The 23851-nt window shown below is 63.3% G+C and carries 19 protein-coding genes; 17 read left to right on the plus strand and 2 right to left on the minus strand.

Going from position 1 to position 23851, the window contains the following annotated elements; genetic code table 11:
• The first annotated feature begins 172 nt into the window (after window positions 1–172).
• Window positions 173–1315, plus strand: coding sequence for an acetylornithine deacetylase (gene argE / locus DM373_RS03060; RefSeq protein ID WP_110992161.1), 1143 nt, complete (start codon window positions 173–175; stop codon window positions 1313–1315).
• A 125-nt stretch (window positions 1316–1440) separates the two neighbouring features.
• The gene (argA, locus tag DM373_RS03065) at window positions 1441–2739 is read left to right on the plus strand and encodes an amino-acid N-acetyltransferase (protein WP_110992162.1); all 1299 of its coding nucleotides are present in this window, start codon (window positions 1441–1443) and stop codon (window positions 2737–2739) included.
• 154 nt (window positions 2740–2893) lie between these two features.
• Here argA and DM373_RS03070 read toward each other — a convergent pair whose 3' ends face one another.
• Window positions 2894–4270: a glutamine synthetase family protein gene (locus tag DM373_RS03070; RefSeq protein ID WP_110992163.1), complete on the minus strand. Its 1377-nt coding sequence runs from the start codon at window positions 4268–4270 to the stop codon at window positions 2894–2896.
• A 667-nt stretch (window positions 4271–4937) separates the two neighbouring features.
• Between DM373_RS03070 and DM373_RS03075 the strand changes: the two genes are divergently transcribed.
• The 15 genes from DM373_RS03075 (at window position 4938) to DM373_RS03145 (ending at window position 23044) form a co-directional block, all read left to right on the plus strand.
• Window positions 4938–6296, plus strand: coding sequence for a glutamine synthetase family protein (locus DM373_RS03075; protein ID WP_110992164.1), 1359 nt, complete (start codon window positions 4938–4940; stop codon window positions 6294–6296).
• Window positions 6297–6345: 49 nt separating this feature from the next.
• A complete protein-coding gene (locus DM373_RS03080; protein ID WP_110992165.1) occupies window positions 6346–7707 on the plus strand; it encodes an aspartate aminotransferase family protein in 1362 nt (453 codons plus the stop codon).
• Between the two features lie 169 nt (window positions 7708–7876).
• Window positions 7877–8974, plus strand: a complete 1098-nt coding sequence (locus DM373_RS03085; protein ID WP_110992166.1) for a polyamine ABC transporter substrate-binding protein — start codon at window positions 7877–7879, stop codon at window positions 8972–8974.
• 160 nt (window positions 8975–9134) lie between these two features.
• Window positions 9135–10229, plus strand: coding sequence for a polyamine ABC transporter substrate-binding protein (locus tag DM373_RS03090; RefSeq protein ID WP_110992167.1), 1095 nt, complete (start codon window positions 9135–9137; stop codon window positions 10227–10229).
• 75 nt (window positions 10230–10304) lie between these two features.
• Window positions 10305–11447, plus strand: a complete 1143-nt coding sequence (potA, locus tag DM373_RS03095) for a polyamine ABC transporter ATP-binding protein (RefSeq protein WP_110992168.1) — start codon at window positions 10305–10307, stop codon at window positions 11445–11447.
• Window positions 11444–12364 (plus strand): ABC transporter permease subunit, encoded by a 921-nt coding sequence (locus DM373_RS03100; RefSeq protein WP_167409790.1) that lies wholly within the window; start codon window positions 11444–11446, stop codon window positions 12362–12364. Before potA ends, DM373_RS03100 begins: the two co-directional genes overlap by 4 nt.
• Window positions 12361–13254 carry an ABC transporter permease subunit gene (locus tag DM373_RS03105; RefSeq protein ID WP_110992169.1) on the plus strand — a complete coding sequence of 298 codons (894 nt, stop codon included), beginning with the start codon at window positions 12361–12363 and terminating at the stop codon, window positions 13252–13254. Before DM373_RS03100 ends, DM373_RS03105 begins: the two co-directional genes overlap by 4 nt.
• Before the next feature lie 205 nt (window positions 13255–13459).
• Complete coding sequence (locus DM373_RS03110) at window positions 13460–14548, plus strand: efflux RND transporter periplasmic adaptor subunit (protein ID WP_110992170.1); 1089 nt, start codon at window positions 13460–13462, stop codon at window positions 14546–14548.
• Complete coding sequence (locus DM373_RS03115; RefSeq protein ID WP_110992171.1) at window positions 14545–15612, plus strand: efflux RND transporter periplasmic adaptor subunit; 1068 nt, start codon at window positions 14545–14547, stop codon at window positions 15610–15612. Before DM373_RS03110 ends, DM373_RS03115 begins: the two co-directional genes overlap by 4 nt.
• Window positions 15609–18671 carry an efflux RND transporter permease subunit gene (locus DM373_RS03120; protein ID WP_110992172.1) on the plus strand — a complete coding sequence of 1021 codons (3063 nt, stop codon included), beginning with the start codon at window positions 15609–15611 and terminating at the stop codon, window positions 18669–18671. The genes DM373_RS03115 and DM373_RS03120 overlap by 4 nt, the downstream gene beginning before the upstream one ends.
• Window positions 18672–18898: 227 nt before the next feature.
• Window positions 18899–19081: a sulfur starvation response protein OscA gene (oscA, locus tag DM373_RS03125; RefSeq protein ID WP_016712582.1), complete on the plus strand. Its 183-nt coding sequence runs from the start codon at window positions 18899–18901 to the stop codon at window positions 19079–19081.
• Between the two features lie 47 nt (window positions 19082–19128).
• Window positions 19129–20136, plus strand: a complete 1008-nt coding sequence (locus DM373_RS03130) for a sulfate ABC transporter substrate-binding protein (RefSeq protein WP_110992173.1) — start codon at window positions 19129–19131, stop codon at window positions 20134–20136.
• Between the two features lie 210 nt (window positions 20137–20346).
• Window positions 20347–21165 (plus strand): sulfate ABC transporter permease subunit CysT, encoded by an 819-nt coding sequence (gene cysT / locus DM373_RS03135; RefSeq protein WP_110992174.1) that lies wholly within the window; start codon window positions 20347–20349, stop codon window positions 21163–21165.
• A gap of 13 nt (window positions 21166–21178) precedes the next feature.
• Window positions 21179–22051 carry a sulfate ABC transporter permease subunit CysW gene (cysW, locus tag DM373_RS03140; RefSeq protein ID WP_110992175.1) on the plus strand — a complete coding sequence of 291 codons (873 nt, stop codon included), beginning with the start codon at window positions 21179–21181 and terminating at the stop codon, window positions 22049–22051.
• A gap of 3 nt (window positions 22052–22054) precedes the next feature.
• Window positions 22055–23044 carry a sulfate/molybdate ABC transporter ATP-binding protein gene (locus tag DM373_RS03145; RefSeq protein WP_110992176.1) on the plus strand — a complete coding sequence of 330 codons (990 nt, stop codon included), beginning with the start codon at window positions 22055–22057 and terminating at the stop codon, window positions 23042–23044.
• 75 nt (window positions 23045–23119) lie between these two features.
• Here the strand turns inward: DM373_RS03145 and DM373_RS03150 are convergent, their stop codons facing one another.
• A complete protein-coding gene (locus DM373_RS03150; protein WP_110992177.1) occupies window positions 23120–23470 on the minus strand; it encodes a hypothetical protein in 351 nt (116 codons plus the stop codon).
• Between the last annotated feature and the right edge of the window lie 381 nt (window positions 23471–23851).

Raw genomic sequence — 23851 nt, forward strand, 5'->3', positions numbered from 1 at the left:
GCAGTCTACAGCACTTACGTCATGAATCATCGTGGGAGCGGGCTTGACCCGCGATAGATGGCACCGGCTGCGCCGGTATCGCGGGTCAAGCCCGCTCCCACGATGACTCCACGAATTGCCAAGTGAACGGCCTCCATTGCTATGATGCCCCATGCTTTTGAGGAGTCCGCGCATGCCGTTGCCGTCGCTGAAAGACCAGTTCGCCGCCCTGATCGCCGCCCCGTCGGTCAGTTGCACCCAGCCTGCGCTGGACCAGTCCAACCGCCCGGTCATCGACCTGCTGGCCGGTTGGCTGGGCGACCTGGGCTTCAACTGCGAGATCCAGCAGGTCAGCCCCGGCAAGTTCAACCTGCTCGCCAGCCGTGGCACCGGCCCGGGCGGGCTGGTGCTGGCGGGGCACAGCGACACCGTGCCCTACGACCCGCAGCTGTGGCAAAGCGACCCGCTGAAGCTGACCGAGGTCGATGGCCGCTGGGTCGGGCTGGGCAGCTGCGACATGAAGGGCTTCTTCGCCCTGGTCATCGACGCGGTGATTCCGCTGCTGGAGCACGACTTCAAGCAACCGCTGCTGATCCTCGCCACCTGCGACGAGGAGAGCTCGATGTCCGGCGCCCGCGCCCTGGCCGAAGCCGGCCAGCCGCTCGGTCGCGCGGCGGTGATCGGCGAGCCCACCGGGCTCAAGCCGATCCGCATGCACAAGGGCATCCTCATGGACCGCATCGACATCCTTGGGCGCAGCGGCCATTCGTCGGACCCATCGCTTGGCCACAGCGCCCTGGAGGCCATGCATGCGGTGATGGGCGAGCTGATGAGCCTGCGCCGCGGCTGGCAGGAAAAGTACCGCAATCCCCAGTTCACGGTGCCTACGCCAACCTTGAATTTCGGCTGCATCCACGGCGGCGACAACCCCAACCGGATCTGTGGCCAGTGCGCACTGGAGTTCGACCTGCGCCCGCTGCCGGGCATGGATGTCGAGCAGCTGCGTGCGGCCATTCGCGGCAAACTGGCGCCGCTGGCCGAGCGCCATGAGGTGCGCATCGACTACGCACCACTGTTCCCCGAGGTGCCGCCCTTCGAGCAGGCCGCCGACTGCGAACTGGTGCAACTGGCCGAACGCCTGACCGGCCATCGCGCCGAAGCGGTGGCCTTTGGCACCGAAGCGCCTTATCTTCAGCAGCTCGGCTGCCAGACCATCGTGCTCGGCCCGGGCGACATCGCCTGCGCCCACCAGCCTGGCGAGTACCTTGAAATGTCACGTATCGAGCCTACCGTGCGTCTATTGCGTGACCTGATCCGGCACTATTGCCTGAGCTAAACGTCCATTGAGCTGATTCGTTCCTGCCTAGAGGAGACCGCGCGTGACCGCAAGCCTGTTCCGACGATGACTTTCGAACGTTGTGCGCCTTTTCGTTCTCCGTTCACTTATCCACAGGCCTCGTCATGCCCGATTACGTCAACTGGCTGCGCCATGCTTCTCCCTACATCAACGCCCACCGCGATTGCACCTTCGTGGTCATGCTCCCGGGCGATGGTGTGGAACACCCGAACTTCGGCAATATCGTCCACGACCTGGTGCTGTTGCACAGCCTCGGCGTGCGGCTGGTACTGGTGCACGGCTCGCGCCCGCAGATCGAAAGCCGCCTGGCCGCTCGCGGCCTGACCCCGCACTACCACCATGGCCTGCGGATCACCGACGCGGCCACCCTCGACTGCGTGATCGATGCGGTCGGCGCCCTGCGCCTGGCCATCGAGGCGCGCCTGTCGATGGACATGGCGGCTTCGCCGATGCAGGGCTCGCGCCTGCGCGTGGCTTCCGGCAACCTGGTCACCGCGCGGCCGATCGGCGTGCTGGAGGGGGTCGACTACCACCACACCGGCGAAGTGCGCCGGGTCGACCGCAAGGGCATCAACCGCCTGCTCGACGAGCGCTCCATCGTGCTGCTGTCGCCGCTGGGCTACTCGCCGACCGGCGAGATCTTCAACCTGGCCTGTGAAGACGTGGCCACCCGCGCCGCGATCGAGCTGGGTGCCGACAAGCTGCTGCTGTTCGGCGCCGAACCCGGCCTGCTGGATGACCAGGGGCAACTGGTACGCGAACTGCGCCCGCAACACATTGCGCCGCACCTGCAGCGCCTGGGCAGCGATTACCAGGCTGAATTGCTGGACGCGGCCGCCGAGGCCTGCAAGGGCGGGGTGGCGCGCAGCCATATCGTCAGTTACGCCGAAGATGGCGCGCTGCTGACCGAGCTGTTCACCCGCGGTGGCGGCGGCACGCTGGTGTCCCAGGAGCAGTTCGAGGTGGTGCGCGAGGCGACCATCGACGATGTCGGTGGCCTGCTGGATCTGATCAGCCCGCTGGAAGAGCAGGGCATCCTGGTGCGCCGTTCGCGCGAGGTGCTGGAGCGGGAGATCGAGCAGTTCAGCGTGGTCGAGCGCGAGGGCATGATCATCGCCTGCGCGGCGCTGTACCCGATTGCCGATTCCGAGGCGGGGGAGCTGGCGTGCCTGGCGGTGAACCCTGAGTACCGGCATGGCGGGCGTGGCGACGAGCTGCTCGAACGCATCGAGGCGCGGGCTCGGCAGTTGGGGTTGAAGACCTTGTTCGTGCTGACGACCCGGACCGCGCACTGGTTCCGCGAGCGTGGCTTTGCGCCCTGTGGCGTGGAACAGCTGCCGGCGGCGCGGGCGTCGCTGTACAACTTCCAGCGTAATTCGAAGATTTTCGAGAAGCCGTTGTAGGCGCATGCTTGTTGGGGCCTTTTCGCGGGTGAACCCGCTCCCACAGGTTATGTGCAAGGCCTGTGGGGGCGGTAGTTCGCCGCTGCGATTTACCCGCGAAGAAAGCGTCGCTGCCGCCAATAAAAAACGCCGCCCCTGAGGGCGGCGTTTTCGTTTACACGGTATGCAGATACCAGTTGTACTCGAGGTCGGAGATCGAATGCTCGAACTCCTCCAGCTCGCTCTCCTTGCACGCGACGAAGATGTCGATGTACTTCGGATCGATGTACTTGTTGAGGATCTCGCTGTCGTCCAGCTCGCGCAGGGCATCGCGCAGGTTGTTCGGCAGGCTCTGCTCAAGTTGCTCGTACGAGTTGCCTTCGATCGGCTCACCCGGTTCGACCTTGTTGGTCAGGCCGTGGTGCACGCCGGCCAGCACGGCCGCCATCATCAGGTACGGGTTGGCATCGGCACCGGCGACGCGGTGTTCGATGCGCACCGAGTCCGGCGAACCTGTAGGGACGCGCAGGGCCACGGTGCGGTTGTCCAAGCCCCAGCTCGGCGCGTTGGGCACATAGAACTGCGCGCCGAAGCGGCGGTACGAGTTGACGTTGGGGCAGAGGAACGCCATCGAGGCGGGCAGGGTCTCGAGCACACCGCCGACAGCGTGACGTAGCGCGGCGTTCTGCTCGGGATCCTCGCTGGTGAAGATGTTGTTGCCATCTTTGTCCAGCACGGAGATGTGTACATGCAGGCCGTTGCCTGCCTGGCCCGGGTAGGGCTTGGCCATGAAGGTGGTGTCCATTTCATGGTCGTAGGCGATGTTCTTGATCAGCCGCTTGAGCAGCACCGCGTAGTCACAGGCCTTGAGCGGGTCGGCAACGTGATGCAGGTTGACTTCGAACTGTGCCGGGGCGCTTTCCTTGACGATCGCGTCGGCCGGGATGCCCTGCTCTTTCGCGCCTTCGAGGATGTCCTGCAGGCAGTCGGCGTATTCGTCGAGGTCGTCGATCAGGTACACCTGGGTCGACTGCGGGCGCTTGCCCGAAATCGGCGAGCGTGGCGGCTGCGGGCGGCCGTTCACGTTCTCCTGGTCGATCAGGTAGAACTCCAGCTCGAACGCGGCGCAGATGGTCAGGCCCATGTCGGTGAACTTGCTCACCACCTGGCGCAACACTTCACGCGGGTCGGCGAAGAACGGCTCGCCTTCGAGTTCGTGCATGGTCATCAGCAGTTGCGCGGTAGGGCGCTTCTGCCAGGGCTCGTTGCACAGGGTGTCGGGGATCGGGTAGCAGATGCGGTCGGCATCACCGATGTCCAGGCCGAGGCCGGTGCTTTCGACGGTCGAACCGTTGATGTCGAGGGCGAAGAGGGAGGCCGGCAGGTTGATGCCTTTCTCGTAAACCTTGTGCAGGCTCGTGCGCTCGATGCGCTTGCCACGAACCACACCATTCATATCTGCAATCAGAAGGTCAACGTAGAGAACCTCAGGATGTTCCTTAAGGAACGCGTTCGCTTCGTTAAGCTGAACGGCACGCGGGGGTACCGACATGATGCAACACCTTTGTTGTTAAAAATATCAATCAAGGGGGGCTTGCAACCCCAGTCAATCGGAAAGACCGGGTTAAGTCAAGCCAGCCCCATGATGCCCTGAAATGGCACGTCTACGGCAGATTTGCTGCATATCGGGGCGTGCCATTATCCGCTATTTTCGTGCCGAAGGGTTATCCAGAGCGGGCCGTGTTTTATTTTTTACGGAGGAGTTGTGTAAAAAAATGAACAAGGCTAAGCTCGGTCACAACCCAGAACACAATAATACGAGGGTCACATGGTCCGCCTGTCGAGACCTGCCAGCACTGCATGCACGGTGCGCTCAGGTACATCTCCCGGTTACCGTCCGATCATTGCACGCCTGCAACAGTGGGTGGCTGCAGTGGCCGCAATAATTGACGGTTCGCACAAAAAAACCATGCCTCGTAACGCGTTACTGCACGCCTTCCTTTCTATCTGCCCTTTGCTTTCACCACGGAGCCACTCTTATGGAGTGTATCCACTGGCGTCCTGCGCGCAGGTTTTTGCTTTAGCCAGGCACTCCATCCAGAATCAAGGCGCGGGCCTGTCCAGGCCCCTCGGCGCTGTGTGCGCCGACTTTGACCGACGCCAGGCGTCAATGGCAGCCGGTTCCCTGCAACCGGGCCACATTACCTCCTGAGGTATTTATGAGTAACAACCTCGACCAGCTCACCGATTGGTTGAAAGAGCACAAGATCACCGAAGTGGAATGCCTGATCAGCGACCTGACCGGCATCACCCGCGGCAAGATCTCGCCCACCAACAAGTTCATCGCCGAAAAAGGCATGCGCCTGCCCGAGAGCGTGCTGCTGCAGACCGTGACCGGCGATTACGTCGACGACGACATCTATTACGAACTGCTCGACCCGGCCGACATCGACATGATCTGCCGCCCCGACGAGAACGCGGTGTTTCTCGTGCCCTGGGCCATCGAGCCGACCGCCCAGGTGATCCACGACACCTACGACAAGAAGGGCAACCCGGTCGAACTGTCGCCGCGCAACGTGCTCAAGAAAGTCCTCAAGCTCTACGCCGACAAGGGCTGGCAGCCGATCGTCGCGCCAGAGATGGAGTTCTACCTGACCAAGCGCAGTGAAGACCCGGACTTCCCGCTGCAGCCGCCGGTAGGCCGCTCCGGCCGCCCGGAAACCGGCCGCCAGTCGTTCTCGATCGAGGCCGCCAACGAATTCGACCCGCTGTTCGAGGACGTCTATGACTGGTGCGAACTGCAGCAGCTGGACCTCGACACCCTGATCCACGAAGACGGCACCGCGCAGATGGAAATCAACTTCCGTCACGGCGACGCCCTGCACCTGGCCGACCAGATCCTGGTGTTCAAGCGCACCATGCGCGAAGCGGCGCTCAAGCACAACGTGGCCGCCACCTTCATGGCCAAGCCGATGACCGGCGAGCCGGGCAGTGCCATGCACCTGCACCAGAGCGTGGTCGATGCCGCCACCGGCAAGAACATCTTCTCCAATGCCGATGGCAGCATGAGCGAGCTGTTCCTCAACCACATCGGCGGCCTGCAGAAATTCATCCCCGAGGCGCTGCCGCTGTTCGCCCCCAACGTCAACTCGTTCCGCCGCTTCCTGCCGGACACCTCCGCGCCGGTGAACGTCGAGTGGGGTGAAGAGAACCGCACCGTCGGCTTGCGCGTGCCGGATGCCGGCCCGCAGAACCGCCGGGTCGAGAACCGCCTGCCGGGCGCCGACGCCAACCCGTACCTGGCCATCGCCGCCAGCCTGCTGTGCGGCTACATCGGCATGGTCGAAGGCATCCAGGCCAGCGCGCCGGTACAGGGGCGCGGCTACGAACGCCGCAACCTGCGCCTGCCGCTGACCATCGAGGATGCCCTCGAACGCATGGAAATCAGCCGGGCACTGGAGCAGTACCTGGGCAAGAAATTCATTACCGGCTACGTCGCCACCAAGCGCGCCGAGCATGAAAACTTCAAGCGCGTCATCAGCTCCTGGGAGCGAGAGTTCCTGCTGTTTGCTGTGTGATCAACCCTGAGGCCGCCCAAGGCGCGGCCACCGGACCATGGAGAAGCACATGAGCGTCAACAACCCGCAAACCCGTGAATGGCAGACCCTGAGCGGCGAGCACCACCTTGCACCTTTCAGCGACTACAAGCAGCTGAAGGAGAAGGGGCCGCGCATCATCACCAAGGCGCAGGGCGTGCATTTGTGGGACAGCGAGGGCCACAAGATCCTCGACGGCATGGCCGGCCTGTGGTGCGTGGCGGTGGGCTATGGCCGTGAAGAACTGGTGCAGGCGGCAGAAAAGCAGATGCGCGAGCTGCCGTACTACAACCTGTTCTTCCAGACCGCCCACCCGCCCGCGCTGGAGCTGGCCAAGGCGATCACCGACGTGGCCCCTGAGGGCATGACCCATGTGTTCTTCACCGGCTCCGGCTCCGAAGGCAACGACACCGTGCTGCGCATGGTCCGCCACTACTGGGCGCTCAAGGGCAAGCCGCACAAGCAGACCATCATCGGCCGCATCAACGGCTACCACGGCTCCACCTTCGCCGGCGCGTGCCTGGGCGGCATGAGCGGCATGCACGAGCAGGGCGGCCTGCCGATCCCGGGCATCGTGCACATTCCTCAGCCGTACTGGTTCGGTGAGGGCGGCGACATGACCCCGGACGAATTCGGGGTATGGGCGGCCGAGCAGTTGGAGAAGAAAATCCTCGAAGTCGGCGAAGACAACGTCGCCGCCTTCATCGCCGAGCCGATCCAGGGCGCCGGCGGCGTGATCATTCCGCCAGAGACCTACTGGCCGAAGGTCAAGGAGATCCTGGCGAAGTACGACATCCTGTTCGTCGCCGACGAAGTGATCTGTGGCTTCGGGCGTACAGGCGAGTGGTTCGGCTCCGACTACTACGACCTCAAGCCCGACCTGATGACCATCGCCAAGGGCCTGACCTCCGGTTACATCCCCATGGGCGGTGTGATCGTGCGTGACAAAGTGGCCAAGGTGATCAGCGAAGGCGGCGACTTCAACCACGGCTTCACCTACTCCGGCCACCCGGTGGCGGCCGCGGTGGGCCTGGAAAACCTGCGCATCCTGCGCGACGAGCACATTGTCGAGAAGGCGCGCACGGAAGTGGCACCCTACTTGCAAAAACGACTGCGTGAGCTGCAGGACCACCCACTGGTGGGCGAAGTGCGCGGCCTGGGCCTGCTCGGCGCGATCGAACTGGTCAAGGACAAGGCCACCCGCAGCCGTTTCGAGGGCAAGGGTGTGGGCATGGTCTGTCGCAACTTCTGCTTCGAGAACGGCCTGATCATGCGCGCCGTGGGCGACACCATGATCATCGCCCCGCCGCTGGTGATTACCCATGCCGAGGTGGACGAGCTGGTGGAAAAGGCGCGCAAGTGCCTGGATTTGACGTACGAAGCGATCAAATGACGGTCTGCTAGGCTGGCGAGGTGACATTAAGTCATTACAAGGCTCTGGTTGTGTTGAAACAGCGCCTTGTAACTTGCCAGACTAACGGCTGTTTCAGTCGCCCAGCGCGTGCACCGTGGGCCCTGGCTGCTGAACAGATGGCTTGATAATAAATTCTGGAGCATTACGCATGAAGAAATTGGGCAAGACGCTGCTGGCCGCCGCCCTGATGGGTGCCGTGGCGACCGCTGTTCAGGCTGATGACAAAGTGCTGCACGTCTACAACTGGTCGGACTACATCGCCCCGGACACCGTGGCCAACTTCGAGAAGCAGACCGGCATCAAGGTCGTCTACGACGTCTTCGACAGCAACGAAACCCTCGAGGCCAAGCTGCTGGCGGGCAAGTCGGGCTACGACATCGTCGTGCCGTCCAACAACTTCCTGGCCAAGCAGATCAAGGCTGGCGTCTACCAGGAGCTGGACCGTTCCAAGCTGCCCAACTGGAAAAACCTCGACCCGGCCCTGCTCAAGGCCGTCGGTGACGCCAGCGACCCGGGCAACAAGTTCGCTTTCCCGTACATGTGGGGCTCCATCGGCATCGGCTACAACCCGGAGAAGGTCAAGGCCGCGCTGGGCGTGGACAAGATCGATTCGTGGGACGCCGTGTTCAAGCCTGAGAACATCGAAAAACTCAAAAGCTGCGGCGTGAGCTTCCTCGATGCACCGACCGAGATGATCCCGGCCGCGCTGCACTACCTGGGCAAGCCAAGCGACAGCACCAAGAAGGAAGACCTGAAGGCCGCCGAGGACCTGTTCCTCAAGATCCGCCCTTCGATCACCTACTTCCACTCCTCCAAGTACATCTCGGACCTGGCCAACGGCAACATCTGCGTGGCCGTGGGTTACTCGGGTGACCTGGAGCAGTCCAAGGCCCGTGCCCACGAGGCCGGCGACAAGGTCAAGCTGAGCTACACCATTCCCAAGGAAGGTGCCGGCACCTTCTACGACATGGTCGCCATTCCGAAGGACGCCGAGAACGTCGAAGCGGCCTACAAGTTCATGGACTACCTGCTGCAACCGGAAGTCATGGCCGGCATTACCAATGCCGTGCGCTTCCCGAACGGCAACAAGGCGGCCACCCAGTTCGTGGACAAGGACATCACCAGCGACCCGGCCATCTACCCGTCCGATGAAGTGAAGGCACAGTTGTACGCCATCAAGGCGCCGGAGAAGGCTGCCCAGCGCGACATCACCCGTAGCTGGACCAAGATCAAGTCGGGCAAGTAAGCCCGATGCGGGACCCTCTGGGCCGGGCCTTTGCGGCCCAGAGGCAGCTTTAGGCAAATAAGTTTGCGGCATCGAAGCCGTGAAGGTAAGTTGCGCGCCGGTTTTGCGTGAGCGGCCAGGTTTTCCGCCCGCAAAGGCACTGATTGTAAGGAGCCCCCACTTGTCTATTTCTGTATTGCGCAAGGCCTTGATGGCCGGAGCGGGCCTGACGCTGGCTTGCAGCGTCCAAGCGGCGCCCACGGTGCATATCTACAACTGGTCCGACTACATCGGGCCGACCACCCTCGCGGATTTCGAGAAAGAAACCGGTATCAAGCCGGTGCAGGACGTGTTCGACTCCAACGAAACCCTGGAAGGCAAGCTGCTGGCCGGCAAGACCGGCTATGACGTGGTCGTGCCGTCCAACCATTTCCTCGGCAAGCAGATCAAGGCGGGCGCGTTCCAGAAGCTCGACAAGGGTCTGCTGCCCAACTATGCCAACCTCGACCCGGCGCTGATGAAGCGCCTCGAGAAGAACGACCCGGGCAATCAGTACGCCGTGCCCTACCTGTGGGGTACCAACGGCATCGGCTACAACGTCGAGAAGGTCAAGGCGGTGCTGGGCACCGACAAGATCGACTCCTGGGCCGTGCTGTTCGAACCCGAGAACATGAAGAAGCTCAGCAAGTGCGGCGTGGCCTTCCTCGACTCGGCCGACGAGATGCTCCCGGCGGTGCTCAACTACATGGGCCTGAGCCCCAACAGCACCGACCCTGAAGACTACAAGAAGGCCGAGGCCAAGCTGTTGGCCGTGCGCCCCTACGTGACCTACTTCCACTCTTCGAAATACATCACCGACCTGGCCAACGGCGACATCTGCGTCGCGGCAGGCTTCTCCGGTGACGTGTTCCAGGCCAAGGCCCGTGCTGCTGAAGCGAAGAAGGGCGTGAACCTGGCCTACGCAATCCCGAAAGAAGGCGGCAACCTCTGGTTCGATGTGCTGGCGATCCCCAAGGACGCCAAGAACTTCAAAGAGGCCCACGCCTTCATCAACTATTTGCTGAAGCCTGAGGTTATCGCCCAGGTCAGTGATTACGTCGGTTACGCCAACCCGAACCCCAAGGCTGGCGACCTGATGGACCAGGCCGTGAGGACTGACGCCGCGGTTTACCCACCGCAGGAAGTGCTGGACAAGATGTTCGTCAACGCAGAGTTGCCACCCAAGGTGCAGCGCCTGATGACCCGTAGCTGGACCAAGGTCAAGTCGGGCAAGTAACAACAATCCAGGCCCGTCACGGCCCCTGTAGCAACAGGCCGTGTGGGCATATAAATCTTGTTGGGAGTTTCACTCATGGCAGTTGCCTCCGGTGCCTATAAGAAAGCCCTCGAGGGTGGCCAGCAACCCAAGCAGGTGCTGGTCAAGATCGACCGGGTCACGAAGAAGTTCGACGAAACCATAGCCGTGGACGATGTGTCCCTGGAAATCCGCAAAGGCGAGATCTTCGCCCTGCTGGGTGGCTCCGGTTCCGGTAAATCGACCCTGCTGCGCATGCTCGCCGGCTTCGAGCGCCCGACCGAGGGGCGGATCTTCCTCGACGGTGTCGACATCACCGACATGCCGCCCTACGAGCGGCCGATCAACATGATGTTCCAGTCCTACGCGCTGTTCCCGCACATGACCGTGGCGCAGAACATCGCCTTCGGCCTGCAGCAGGACAAGATGCCCAAGGCCGAGATCGACGCCCGCGTGGCCGAGATGCTCAAGCTGGTGCACATGACCCAGTACGCCAAGCGCAAGCCGCACCAGCTTTCCGGTGGCCAGCGCCAGCGTGTGGCCCTGGCCCGTTCGCTGGCCAAGCGCCCCAAACTGCTGCTGCTCGACGAACCGATGGGCGCGCTGGACAAGAAGCTGCGCTCGCAGATGCAACTGGAACTGGTGGAGATCATCGAGCGCGTGGGCGTGACCTGCGTGATGGTGACCCACGACCAGGAAGAGGCCATGACCATGGCCCAGCGCATCGCCATCATGCACCTGGGCTGGATTGCCCAGATCGGCAGCCCGATCGACATCTATGAAACCCCGACCAGCCGCCTGGTTTGCGAGTTCATCGGCAACGTCAACCTGTTTGAAGGTGAAGTGGTCGAAGACGCCGAAGGCCACGCCGTCATTGCCAGCCCGGAGCTGGAGCGCAAGATCTACGTCGGCCACGGCATCACCACTTCGGTGGAAGACAAGCACATCACCTACGCCCTGCGCCCGGAGAAACTGCTGGTCACCACCACGCAGCCAACCTGCGAGCACAACTGGTCGCGTGGCAAGGTTCACGACATCGCCTACCTCGGTGGCCACTCCGTGTTCTACGTCGAGCTGCCCAGTGGCAAGGTCGTCCAGTCGTTCGTCGCCAACGCCGAGCGTCAGGGCACCCGCCCTACCTGGGGTGACGAAGTGTACGTGTGGTGGGAAGACGACAGCGGCGTGGTACTGCGGTCATGAAACTGCGCAAGCTCAAGCGAGCCTTCCAGCGCCTGACCCCGGAGGGGCGGCACCTGGTGATCGGCGTGCCGTTCATCTGGCTGTTCCTGTTCTTCATGCTGCCGTTCTTCATCGTGTTGAAGATCAGCTTCGCCGAAGCCGACGTGGCGATCCCGCCCTACACCGAGATCTACACCTATCTCGAAGGCAAGGTGCAGCTGGTGCTGAACCTGGCCAACTATGGCCTGCTCACCGAGGACGAGCTGTACATCTCGGCCTACCTCGGTTCGTTGAAGGTCGCCCTGTTCAGCACCCTGCTGTGCCTGCTGATCGGCTACCCGATGGCCTATGCCATCTCCAAGGCCAAGAAGGAGTCGCAGACCGTCCTGCTGCTGCTGATCATGATGCCGACCTGGACCGCGATCCTGATCCGCGTCTACGCCTGGATGGGCATCCTCAGCAACAACGGGCTGCTCAACAGCTTCCTCATGTGGCTGGGGCTGATCGACCAGCCGTTGCAGATCCTCAACACCAACCTGGCGGTGTATATCGGCGTGGTCTATTCGTACCTGCCGTTCATGATCCTGCCGCTGTACGCCAACCTGGTTAAGCACGACGAAAGCCTGCTCGAGGCAGCATCGGACCTGGGTTCGAGCACCTTCAACAGCTTCTGGAAGATCACCGTGCCGCTGTCCAAGAACGGCATCATCGCCGGTTGCATGCTGGTGTTCATCCCGGTGGTGGGCGAGTTCGTGATTCCTGAACTGCTCGGCGGCCCGGAAACCCTGATGATCGGCAAGGTGCTGTGGCAGGAGTTCTTCAACAACCGTGACTGGCCGGTAGCGTCCGCGCTGGCAGTGGTGATGCTGGCGATCCTGATCGTGCCCATCCTGCTGTTCAACCGCAGCCAGGCCAAAGAGATGGAGGGTCGGGCATGAAACGCTTCAGTTTCTCCAACCTGATGCTGATCGTCGGCTTGCTGTTCATCTACCTGCCGATGCTGATCCTGGTGATCTACTCGTTCAACGCCTCCAAACTGGTGACGGTGTGGGGCGGCTGGTCGGTGAAGTGGTACGTCGGCCTGCTCGACAACAGCCAGCTGATGGGCTCGGTGATGCGCTCGCTGGAGATCGCCTGCTACACGGCGGTTGCCGCCGTGGCACTGGGCACCCTGGCGGCCTTCGTGCTGACCCGGGTCACCCGCTTCAAGGGCCGCACGCTGTTCGGTGGCCTGGTCACCGCGCCGCTGGTGATGCCCGAGGTGATTACCGGTCTGTCGCTGTTGCTGCTGTTCGTGGCCATGGCGCAGATGATCGGCTGGCCCCAGGAGCGTGGCATCGTCACCATCTGGATCGCCCACACCACGTTCTGCGCCGCCTATGTGGCGGTGGTGGTGTCGGCGCGCCTGCGTGAGCTGGACCTGTCGATCGAAGAAGCGGCCATGGACCTGGGTGCCAAGCCGTGGAAGGTGTTCTTCCTGATCACCATCCCGATGATCGCGCCATCGTTGGCGGCGGGCGGCATGATGTCGTTCGCCCTGTCGCTGGACGACCTGGTGCTGGCCAGCTTCGTGTCCGGCCCCGGCTCGACCACGCTGCCGATGGAAGTGTTCTCGGCCGTGCGCCTGGGCGTGAAGCCCGAGATCAACGCCGTGGCCAGCCTGATCCTGCTGTCGGTGTCGCTGGTGACCTTCCTGGTCTGGTACTTCAGCCGCCAGGCCGAAGAACGTCGCCGCAAGGCGATCCAGCAGGCCATCGAGGAAGGCGCCGCGGCCAACGTTTCGCAGCCGCAGGTGCGTCGCCCGTCCCAGGCTACCGCGCAGGCCTGAGCCAGCCCATCGCGGGGCAAGCCCGCTCCCACATCGAGATCACCTCGATGGGGAGCGGGCTTGCCCCGCGGTTGCATTCCAACCCTCCAGTACCCTGCTTCAACCCGCCTCGCTTTCTCGTCTCTATATCAATGCCGTTTGTCGATCCCTGATCTACGCTTCTCCCACGCGTCGTACAAACCATTCGTACAAGCGAGGAGCCTGCATGACGGTATCGCATCCGATCATGGTCGGTGGCCTGGGGCTGTTGTTGATGCTTTCGGGCTGTGACAAGGAAGAAGCCGCCCCGGTATTGCCCAGGGTTGCGGTGCAACAAGTCCAATCTACCGATTTCGCCGCCCGGGTCACCCTCACCGGCGATGTGCAGGCGCGGGTTCAGACCGACCTGTCGTTTCGCGTGGGCGGCAAGATCATTTCCCGCAGCGTCGATGTCGGCGACCACGTCAAGGCCAACCAGGTGCTCGCGCGACTGGACCCGAAAGACCTGCAGAACACCGTCGACTCGGCCAAGGCCGAGGTGTTCGCCGAACAGGCGCGGGTGACCCAGAGCAGCGCCGCGTTCGTCCGCCAACAGAAGCTGCTGCCCAAGGGCTATACCAGCCAGAGCGAATACGATTCCGCCGAAGCCGCCCTGCGCAGCAGCCAGAGCGCGCTCAAGGCGGCCCAGGCGCAGTTGGCCAATGCCAACGAGCAGCTGGGCTATACCGCCCTGGTGTCCGAGGCCGATGGCGTGATCACCGCGCGCCAGGCCGAAGTGGGGCAGGTGGTGCAGGCGACCATGCCGATCTTCAGCCTGGCGGTCGACGGCGACCGCGACGCGGTGTTCAACGTGTACGAATCCCTGCTGGTCAAGCCGCCCAGCGACGAAGGCGTGGTGGTCAGCCTGCTGGACAATCCGGCGGTGAAGGCCGAAGGCCGGGTTCGCGAGATCACCCCGACAGTGTCCGCCGAAAGCGGCACGGTGCAGGTCAAGGTGGCCCTGCGCAACGTGCCGGCCGGCATGCAACTGGGCTCGCCGGTGACCGCCACCGGCAACGCCCAGGGCCGGCCGAGCATCGAGTTGCCCTGGGCCGCGCTGACCAAGGCGCTGCATGAGCCCGCGGTGTGGGTGGTGGGCGAGGGCGACAAGGTCGAGCTGCGCAAGGTCCAGGTGGCGCGCTATCTCACCGGCAAGGTGGTGATCGCCGACGGTATCAAGGGCGGCGAGACCGTCGTGGTGGGTGGCGGGCAGTTGCTGCACCCCGGCATGCAGGTCGTGAAAGTCACCGCCAAGGACGGAGGGACCGCGCCATGAAACGCCCATTGTCGATTCTCTGCGCCAGCCTGTTGCTCGGTGCCTGCGGCGGTGAAGAGATGGCGCCGGAGATGATCCGCCCCGTGCTGTCGACGCTGGTCGAGCCGCAAGTGCAATCGCAACTGGGGCGTTTCGCCGGCACCATCCAGGCGCGCTACGAAAGCACCCTCGGCTTTCGCGTGTCTGGCCGTATCGCCCGGCGCTGGCTGGATGTCGGTGCCCGGGTGAAGCCCGGCGATACCCTGGCCACCCTCGACCCTACCGATCAACAGAACCAGCTGCGCGCCGCCGAAGGTGACCTGGCCAAGGTCCAGGCGCAGTGGATCAACGCCCAGGCCAACGCACGCCGCCAGCAGCAGCTGTACGACCGTGGCGTGGGCGCCCAGGCCCAGCTGGACATCGCCCAGACCGACCTGAAGACCACCAGCGCGGCGCTGGAGCAGGCACGCTCGGCGGTGAGCCAGGCTCGCGACCAGTTGGACTACAGCACCCTGCGCACCGACCATGCCGCCGTGGTCACCGCCTGGCAGGCCGAAGCCGGGCAGACCGTCAGCGCGGGCCAGGCCGTGGTCACCCTGGCACGCCCGGACGTCAAGGAAGCGGTGATCGACCTGCCGATCCCCCTGGCCGAGCAGTTGACCAAGACCCTGACCTTCACCGTGGCCTCGCAGCTCGACCCGAGCATCAACACCACCGCCACCTTGCGCGAGCTCGAGCCCCAGGCCGACGCCACCACCCGCACCCGGCGTGCCCGGCTGACCCTGGCCAGCACCCCGGATGCGTTTCACCTGGGCACCGCGATCAGCGTCACGCTGAGTTCGGCGGTGAGCCCGCGCAGCGAGCTGCCACTGACCGCGCTGCTCGAACGCGATGGCAAGACCCAGGTGTGGGTCGTCGACCCGCAACAGAAAACCGTGGCCACCCGTGACGTCGCGCTGCTCGAACGCACCGCCGACCGTATCGTCCTTGCGTCTGGCGTGCAGCCCGGGGAGCGAGTGGTGACTGCCGGTGTGAACAGCCTCAAGCCTGGCCAGAAAGTGACCTTCGACGAGGACCCGCAATGAAAGGAAGCTTCAACCTCTCGGAGTGGGCCCTCAAGCACCAGTCCTTCGTCTGGTACCTGATGTTCGTCGGCGTGCTGATGGGCATTTTCTCGTACTTCAACCTGGGCCGTGAGGAAGACCCCTCCTTCACCATCAAGACCATGGTGATTCAGAGCCGCTGGCCGGGTGCGACCCAGGACGAAACGCTCTACCAGATCACCGACCGCATCGAGAAGAAGCTCGAAGAACTCGACTCGCTCGACTACGTGAAGAGCTACACCCGCCCTGGCGAGTCCACGGTCTATGTCTACCTGCGCGACACCACCAAGGCCAAGGACATTCCCGAAATCTGGTACCAGGTGCGCAAGAAGATCCAGGATATTCGCGGGCAGTTCCCCCAGGGCATCCAGGGCCCGGCCTTCAACGACGAGTTCGGCGACGTGTTCGGCTCGATCTACGCCTTCACCGCCGACGGCCTGACCCTGCGCCAGTTGCGCGACTATGTGGAGGTGGCCCGCGCCGAAGTCCGCGAGGTGCCCAACATCGGCAAGATCGAGCTGATCGGCACCCAGGACGAGGTGCTGTACCTGAACTTCTCGACCCGCAAGCTGGCGGCCCTGGGCATCGACCAGCGCCAGGCCATGCAGGCCCTGCAACAACAGAACGCGGTGACCCCGGCCGGGGTGATCGAGGCGGGGCCGGAACGCATCTCGGTGCGCACAACCGGGCAGTTCGCCTCGGAGAAGGACCTGGAAACGGTGAACTTGCGCATCAACGACCGGTTCTTCCGTCTGGCGGACATCGCCGACATCGAGCGCGGCTACGTCGACCCGCCTGCGCCGATGTTCCGCTACAACGGCCAGACCGCCATCGGCCTGGCGATCGGCATGAAGGCCGGCAGCAACATCGAGGTGTTCGGCGCGGCGCTGAAAGAGAAGATGGACAAGGTGGTGCGCGACTTGCCGGTCGGCGTGGGCGTGCACAACGTGTCCGACCAGGCCGTGGTGGTCAAGCAGGCGGTCGGCGGCTTCACCAGCGCGCTGTTCGAGGCCGTGGTGATCGTGCTCGCCGTGAGCTTCGTCAGCCTCGGCATACGCGCGGGGCTGGTGGTGGCCTGCTCGATTCCGCTGGTGCTGGCCATGGTCTTCGTGTTCATGGAGTACAGCGACATCACCATGCAGCGGATCTCGCTCGGCGCGCTGATCATCGCCCTGGGCCTGCTGGTGGACGATGCGATGATCACCGTCGAGGTAATGGTCACGCGGCTGGAGATGGGCGAGACCAAGGAGCAGGCGGCCACGTTCGCCTACACCTCGACGGCCTTCCCGATGCTGACCGGCACCCTGGTGACGGTGGCCGGTTTCGTGCCGATCGGCCTCAACGCCAGCTCCGCGGGCGAGTACACCTATACCCTGTTCGCGGTGATCGCCGTGGCCCTGATCGTGTCCTGGGTGGTGGCGGTCTTCTTCGCCCCGGTGCTCGGCGTACACATCCTCAACAGCAAGGTAAAGGCCCACGAGGCCAAGCCCGGGCGCCTCGACCGGGCGTTCGAGGGCGGGTTGCTGTGGTGCATGCGCAATCGCTGGCTGACCATCATCGGCACCATCGTCCTGTTCGCCTTGGCGCTTTTCTGCATGCGTTTCGTGCAGAACCAGTTCTTCCCGTCCTCGGACCGCCCGGAAATCCTCGTCGACCTCAACCTGCCGCAGAATGCCTCGATCGAGGAGACGCGCAAGGTGGTCGACCGCCTGGAGGCCAGGATCAAGGACGACCCGGACCTGGTGCGCTGGAGCACCTACATCGGCCAGGGCGCGATTCGTTTCTACCTGCCCCTCGACCAGCAGTTGCAGAACCCCTACTACGCCCAGCTGGTGATCGTCAGCAAGGGCTTCGAAGAGCGCCAGGGCATGATGGATCGCCTGCAGAAGCTGCTGCATGAGGAATTCGTCGGCGTGGGCACCAACGTGCAGTCGCTGGAGATGGGCCCGCCGGTGGGGCGGCCGATCCAGTACCGGGTCAGCGGCAAGGACATCGACCAGGTGCGCCGGCATGCCATCGAGCTGGCAACCTTCCTCGACAGCAACGAGCACATCGGCGAGATGATCTACGACTGGAACGAGCCCGGGAAGGTGCTGCGCATCGAGATCGCCCAGGACAAGGCCCGCCAGCTGGGGCTGTCGTCCGAGGACGTGGCCAACGTGATGAACAGTATCGTCAGCGGTGTGCAGGTCACCCAGGTCAACGACAACATTTACCTGGTCAACGTGGTCGCACGCGCCGAGGACAGCGAGCGTGGTTCGCCCGATACCTTGCAGAACCTGCAGATCGTCACGCCCAGCGGCGCGTCGATCCCGCTGCTGGCATTCGCCACCGTGCGCTATGAGCTGGAGCAGCCGCTGGTGTGGCGGCGTGACCGCAAGCCGACCATCACCATCAAGGCCTCGGTGGTCGGCGATATCCAGCCCACCGACCTGGTGGCCCAGCTCAAGCCGGGCATCGACGCGTTCGCCAGCAAGCTGCCGGTCGGCTACGAGGTGGCCACCGGGGGTACGGTCGAGGAGAGCGCCAAGGCCCAGGGCCCGATCCGCAAGGTCGTCCCGCTGATGCTGTTCCTCATGGCGACCTTCCTGATGATCCAGTTGCACAGCGTGCAGAAGCTGTTCCTGGTGGTCAGCGTGGCGCCCCTGGGGCTGATCGGTGTGGTCGTGGCGCTGGTGCCCACGGGCACGCCCATGGGCTTCGTGGCGATACTCGGGATTCTTGCCCTGGCCGGCATCATCATCCGCAACTCGGTGATCCTGGTGACCCAGATCGACGAATTCGAGGAACAGGGCCTGTCGCCCTGGGAGGCGGTGCTGGAGGCCACCAACCATCGCCGGCGGCCGATCCTGCTGACGGCGGCGGCCGCCAGCCTGGGCATGATCCCGATTGCCCGCGAGGTGTTCTGGGGGCCGATGGCCTACGCCATGATCGGCGGCATCATCAGTGCAACGCTGCTGACGCTGCTGTTCCTGCCGGCGCTGTACGTGGCCTGGTACAAGATCCGCGAGCCGGAGTACAAGCATTCCGACAGTCATTGATTGCGTGGGAGCGGGCTTGCCCCGCGAGGGCGATGGGAGATTCACCGGCCTCATCGCGGGGCAAGCCCGCTCCCACAGGTCCCGCGTCAGTGACTTGAAATTCAGTTATATAAACATTCTTAAACAGTATTTTTAAGAATAACCCCGCCTCACTACTATGGCTCTCACGCCAGGCGCTAATCCCCTTCAAACCTCTGCCCGGCACCCTTACTCCAAGGAGAACGAGCATGAGTGCATCACTGCGCAGCATCGACGGTCAGGACGAAGCCACCATCCTGCGGGAAATCCAGAGCGCGCTGCGCGACCTGCGCTTCGGCGCCGTGGAGATCACCGTGCACAACGCCCAGGTGGTGCAGATCGAACGCAAGGAGAAGTTCCGCCTGCAGCAGCCCGGCAACAAGGCCGGCTGATCACGCAACAACCCTAATTAGAAAAAATGCCAATCGGGAGCTTCACCATGTCCATCCGCCGTTATGCGCTTGCCGCCCTGGCCAGCGCCGTTTTTGCCGGTTCCGCGATCGCCAAGGACTTCGAACTGTTGAACGTGTCCTATGACCCGACCCGCGAGCTGTACCAGCAGTACAACGCCGAGTTCATCAAGCACTGGCAAGCCGCTCACCCGGGCGACAAGGTGAAGATCCAGCAATCCCACGGCGGTTCGGGCAAGCAGGCCCGCGCGGTGATCGATGGCCTGCGTGCCGACGTGGTAACCCTGGCCCTGGCCGGCGACATCGATGAAGTCGCCAAGCTCGGCAAGACCCTGCCGGAGGACTGGCAGAAGCGCCTGCCGGACGCCAGCACCCCGTACACCTCGACCATCGTGTTCCTGGTGCGCAAGGGCAACCCGAAAGGCATCAAGGACTGGGGCGACCTGATCAAGAAGGACGTCTCGGTGATCACCCCCAACCCGAAAACCTCCGGCGGCGCCCGCTGGAACTTCCTCGCCGCCTGGGCCTACGGCCTGAAAGCCGGCGGTAGCGAAGACAAGGCCAAAGCCTACGTGCAGGAGCTGTTCAAGCACGTACCGGTGCTGGATACCGGCGCCCGTGGCTCGACCATCACCTTCGTCAACAACGGCCAGGGCGATGTGCTGCTGGCCTGGGAGAACGAGGCCTTCCTGGCGCTGAAAGAAGACGGTGGCGCCGACAAGTTCGAGATCGTCGTGCCGTCGCTGTCGATCCTCGCCGAGCCGCCGGTGGCGGTGGTCGACAAGAACGCCGAGAAGAAGGGCAACGAGCAGATCGCCGAGGAATACCTCAAGCACCTGTACAGCCCGGCGGGCCAGAAGATCGCCGCCGAGAACTTCTACCGTCCGCGTGATGCGAAAGTCGCCGCCGAGTTTGCCAAGCAGTTCCCGAAACTGGACCTGGTGACCATCGACAAGGACTTCGGTGGCTGGAAGACTGCACAGCCGAAGTTCTTCAATGACGGCGGTGTGTTCGACCAGATTTATCAGGCACAGTGATCGGCTGTTCAAGCCATGTATGGTGATGGCGTGGGAGCGGGCTTGCCCCGCGATGACGATGGCGAGGCCAATGCCGCCATCGCGGGGCAAGTCGCATCGGCGCACCGCCGCTCCCACGCCATTCACAGGCGCAGCCACCGTTTCACCCTTCAGTAGCCTGCATGTGCCCGGGACCGACCCCGGGCTTCGTGCGTTCAACCAGGGACCTTTATGTCACGTCGTATATCCCCCGTCATACCCGGCTTCGGGCTGACGCTGGGCTACACCTTGGTGTACCTCAGCCTGATCGTGCTGATACCGCTGGCGGCCATGTTCATCCATGCCTCGCAGCTGACCTGGGAGCAGTTCTGGAACATCGTCAGCGCGCCGCGGGTCATCGCCGCGCTGAAGCTGAGTTTCGGCACCGCCCTGTTCGCCGCCATCATCAATGGCGTGATCGGCACCCTGCTGGCCTGGGTGCTGGTGCGCTACACCTTCCCCGGGCGCAAGATCATCGACGCGATGATCGACCTGCCGTTCGCCCTGCCCACGGCCGTGGCCGGTATCGCCTTGACCGCGCTGTACGCGCCGGCAGGCTGGGTCGGCCAGTTCGCCACCGACCTGGGCTTCAAGATCGCCTACACCCCACTGGGCATCACCCTGGCACTGACCTTCGTCACCCTGCCGTTCGTGGTGCGCACGGTGCAGCCGGTGCTGGCCGACATCCCGCGTGAAGTGGAAGAGGCCGCCGCCTGCCTGGGCGCGAAACCCTTGCAGGTGTTCCGCCACATCCTGGCGCCGGCGCTGCTGCCGGCCTGGCTGACCGGCTTCGCCCTGGCCTTCGCCCGCGGCGTGGGCGAGTACGGCTCGGTGATCTTCATCGCCGGCAACATGCCGATGAAGACCGAGATCCTGCCGTTGCTGATCATGGTCAAGCTCGACCAGTACGACTACACCGGCGCCACTGCCATCGGCGTGTTGATGCTGGTGGTTTCCTTCATCCTGCTGCTGCTGATCAACTTGCTGCAGCGGCGCATCGAAACCCCTTGAAGGAGGCCCGCTAATGTCTTCATCGACCCTTGGCGCGAGCGCTGCCGCCAACGCCGCCCGGCGTGGCAGCGCCACTTCGCGCCGCGTGCTGATCACCCTGGCCTGGATCGTCTTCGCCCTGTTCCTGGCCCTGCCGCTGGTGATCGTGGTGTCCCAGGCGCTCAAGAACGGCTTCGGCACGTTCTTCGAGGCGATCTTCGAGGCCGATGCGCTGTCGGCGCTCAAGCTCACCCTGCTGGCGGTGGCCATTTCGGTGCCGCTGAACCTGCTGTTCGGGGTCAGTGCCGCCTGGTGCGTGAGCAAATACACCTTCCGCGGCAAGAGCCTGCTGGTGACCCTGATCGACCTGCCATTCTCGGTGTCGCCGGTGATCGCCGGCCTGGTCTACGTGCTGATGTTCGGCGCCCAGGGCCTGTTCGGCCCGTGGCTGCAGGACCACGATATCCAGATCGTGTTCGCCCTGCCGGGCATTGTCCTGGCGACCATCTTCGTCACCGTGCCGTTCGTGGCCCGTGAACTGATCCCGCTGATGCAGGAGCAGGGCACCCAGGAAGAGGAGGCCGCGCGCCTGCTCGGCGCCAACGGCTGGCAGATGTTCTGGCACGTCACCCTGCCGAACATCAAATGGGGCCTGATCTACGGCGTGGTGCTGTGCACCGCGCGGGCAATGGGCGAGTTCGGCGCGGTGTCGGTGGTGTCCGGGCATATCCGTGGCGTCACCAACACCTTGCCGCTGCACGTGGAGATCCTCTACAACGAGTACAACCATGTCGCGGCCTTCAGCGTGGCCAGCCTGCTGCTGATCCTGGCGCTCTTCATCCTGCTGCTCAAGCAGTGGAGCGAGAACCGTATTAACCGCCTGCGCCATAGCGCCGCGGAGGAATGATTCATGTCGATCGAAGTTCGTAATGTCAGCAAGCGCTTCAACAGCTTCCAGGCCCTGAACGCCATCAACCTGGATATCCACAGCGGCGAGCTGGTGGCCCTGCTCGGTCCGTCCGGCTGTGGCAAGACCACCCTGCTGCGCATCATCGCCGGCCTGGAAACGCCGGATGACGGCAGCATCGTGTTCCACGGCGAGGATGTCTCGGGCCACGACGTGCGTGACCGTAACGTCGGCTTCGTGTTCCAGCACTACGCGCTGTTCCGCCACATGAGTGTGTTCGACAACGTCGCGTTCGGCCTGCGCATGAAACCCAAGGGCGAGCGCCCGAGCGAGAGCAAGATCGCCGAGAAGGTCCATGAGCTGCTGAACATGGTCCAGCTCGACTGGCTGTCCGACCGCTACCCCGAGCAGCTGTCCGGTGGCCAGCGCCAGCGTATCGCCCTGGCCCGCGCCCTGGCGGTGGAGCCCAAGGTGCTGTTGCTCGACGAGCCGTTCGGCGCCCTCGACGCCAAGGTGCGCAAGGAGCTGCGCCGCTGGCTGGCGCGCCTGCACGAGGACATCAACCTGACCTCGGTGTTCGTCACCCACGACCAGGAAGAGGCCATGGAAGTGGCCGACCGCATCGTGGTGATGAACAAGGGCGTGATCGAGCAGATCGGCTCGCCGGGCGAGGTGTACGAGAAGCCGGCCAACGATTTCGTCTACCACTTCCTCGGCGATTCCAACCGCCTGGCGCTCAGCGAAGGGCACCATGTGCTGTTCCGCCCGCACGAAGTGTCGCTGTCGCGCCATGAAACCGAAGGCCACCATGCCGCCGAGGTGCGTGACATTCGCCCGCTGGGCGCGACTACCCGGGTGACCTTGAAGGTGGAAGGGCAGAGCGAGCTGATCGAGGCCGAGGTGGTCAAGGACCACGACAGCCTGACCGGGCTGGCACGCGGCGAGACGCTGTTCTTCCGGCCGAAGGTGTGGCAGAAGGTGGCGGATATCTAAGGTCTTCGACAACTGAAATGCCGAGCTATCGCTCGGCATTTCAGTCAGACAAAGGCCGGGGTGGCAACTGCAGCGCTATTTCACGATCAGGCAAGCGTTAGCCTCGCACAAACTGCCAAAACCTCTCACCGACACATGAGGCATGACCGTATCTAGCGCAGGACTGTCACCCCATGAAAGGATCGCTGGCGTTTTCAGAAACTCTTCATTGGCTTTAAAGGTCGCCTTTGCCTCGACAGTCTCAACTGTTTTTCCTCGTTTTACCAAGAACAACGGTTTGTCGGAGGTGTTGAGGATTTCGAGTGCTGGCCTGGCGCTACTTGAGTCCACTTCGACCTCATTGGAGTCACTTGTCTGTGCAACCGTGGGCAGCGAAAGGAAGAGGGATGAAAGTAGAGACAAGGTGAAGATGCTTCGTGTTTTCATGAGCATACTCCTTGGATGTTTTGAGACCTTACTCTTCAGTACGTGCCTGATGTAACTGGTAAAAATGTCAGTTGATTTCAGGATCCCCAGCTGCACCCAATGGACGTTTTTATCCGTTGCCCGGGAGTCGGTAAGCGGGGGCTCGTTCCGCCGGGGAGCCAAGGTTTGGCAGAAGGCGGCGGATAAGCTTTGCCCCCAACCATCAGAATCTCCTCCAGGGATTCGCATAACGTTCGGTCCTTGCGCGAGTCCCTTGTAGGAGCGGCCTTGTGTCGCGATCGAGGGCGCAGCCCTCGCGGCAATTTCATGCCTTGCGCGAATATTTTGCATGCCTTCAAGGCATCGCTTTTAACTCACCCATTCACAGGCCACGAAATACGC

The sequence above is a fragment of the Pseudomonas sichuanensis genome, assembly GCF_003231305.1.
GTDB classification, from domain to species: Bacteria; Pseudomonadota; Gammaproteobacteria; order Pseudomonadales; family Pseudomonadaceae; genus Aquipseudomonas; species Aquipseudomonas sichuanensis.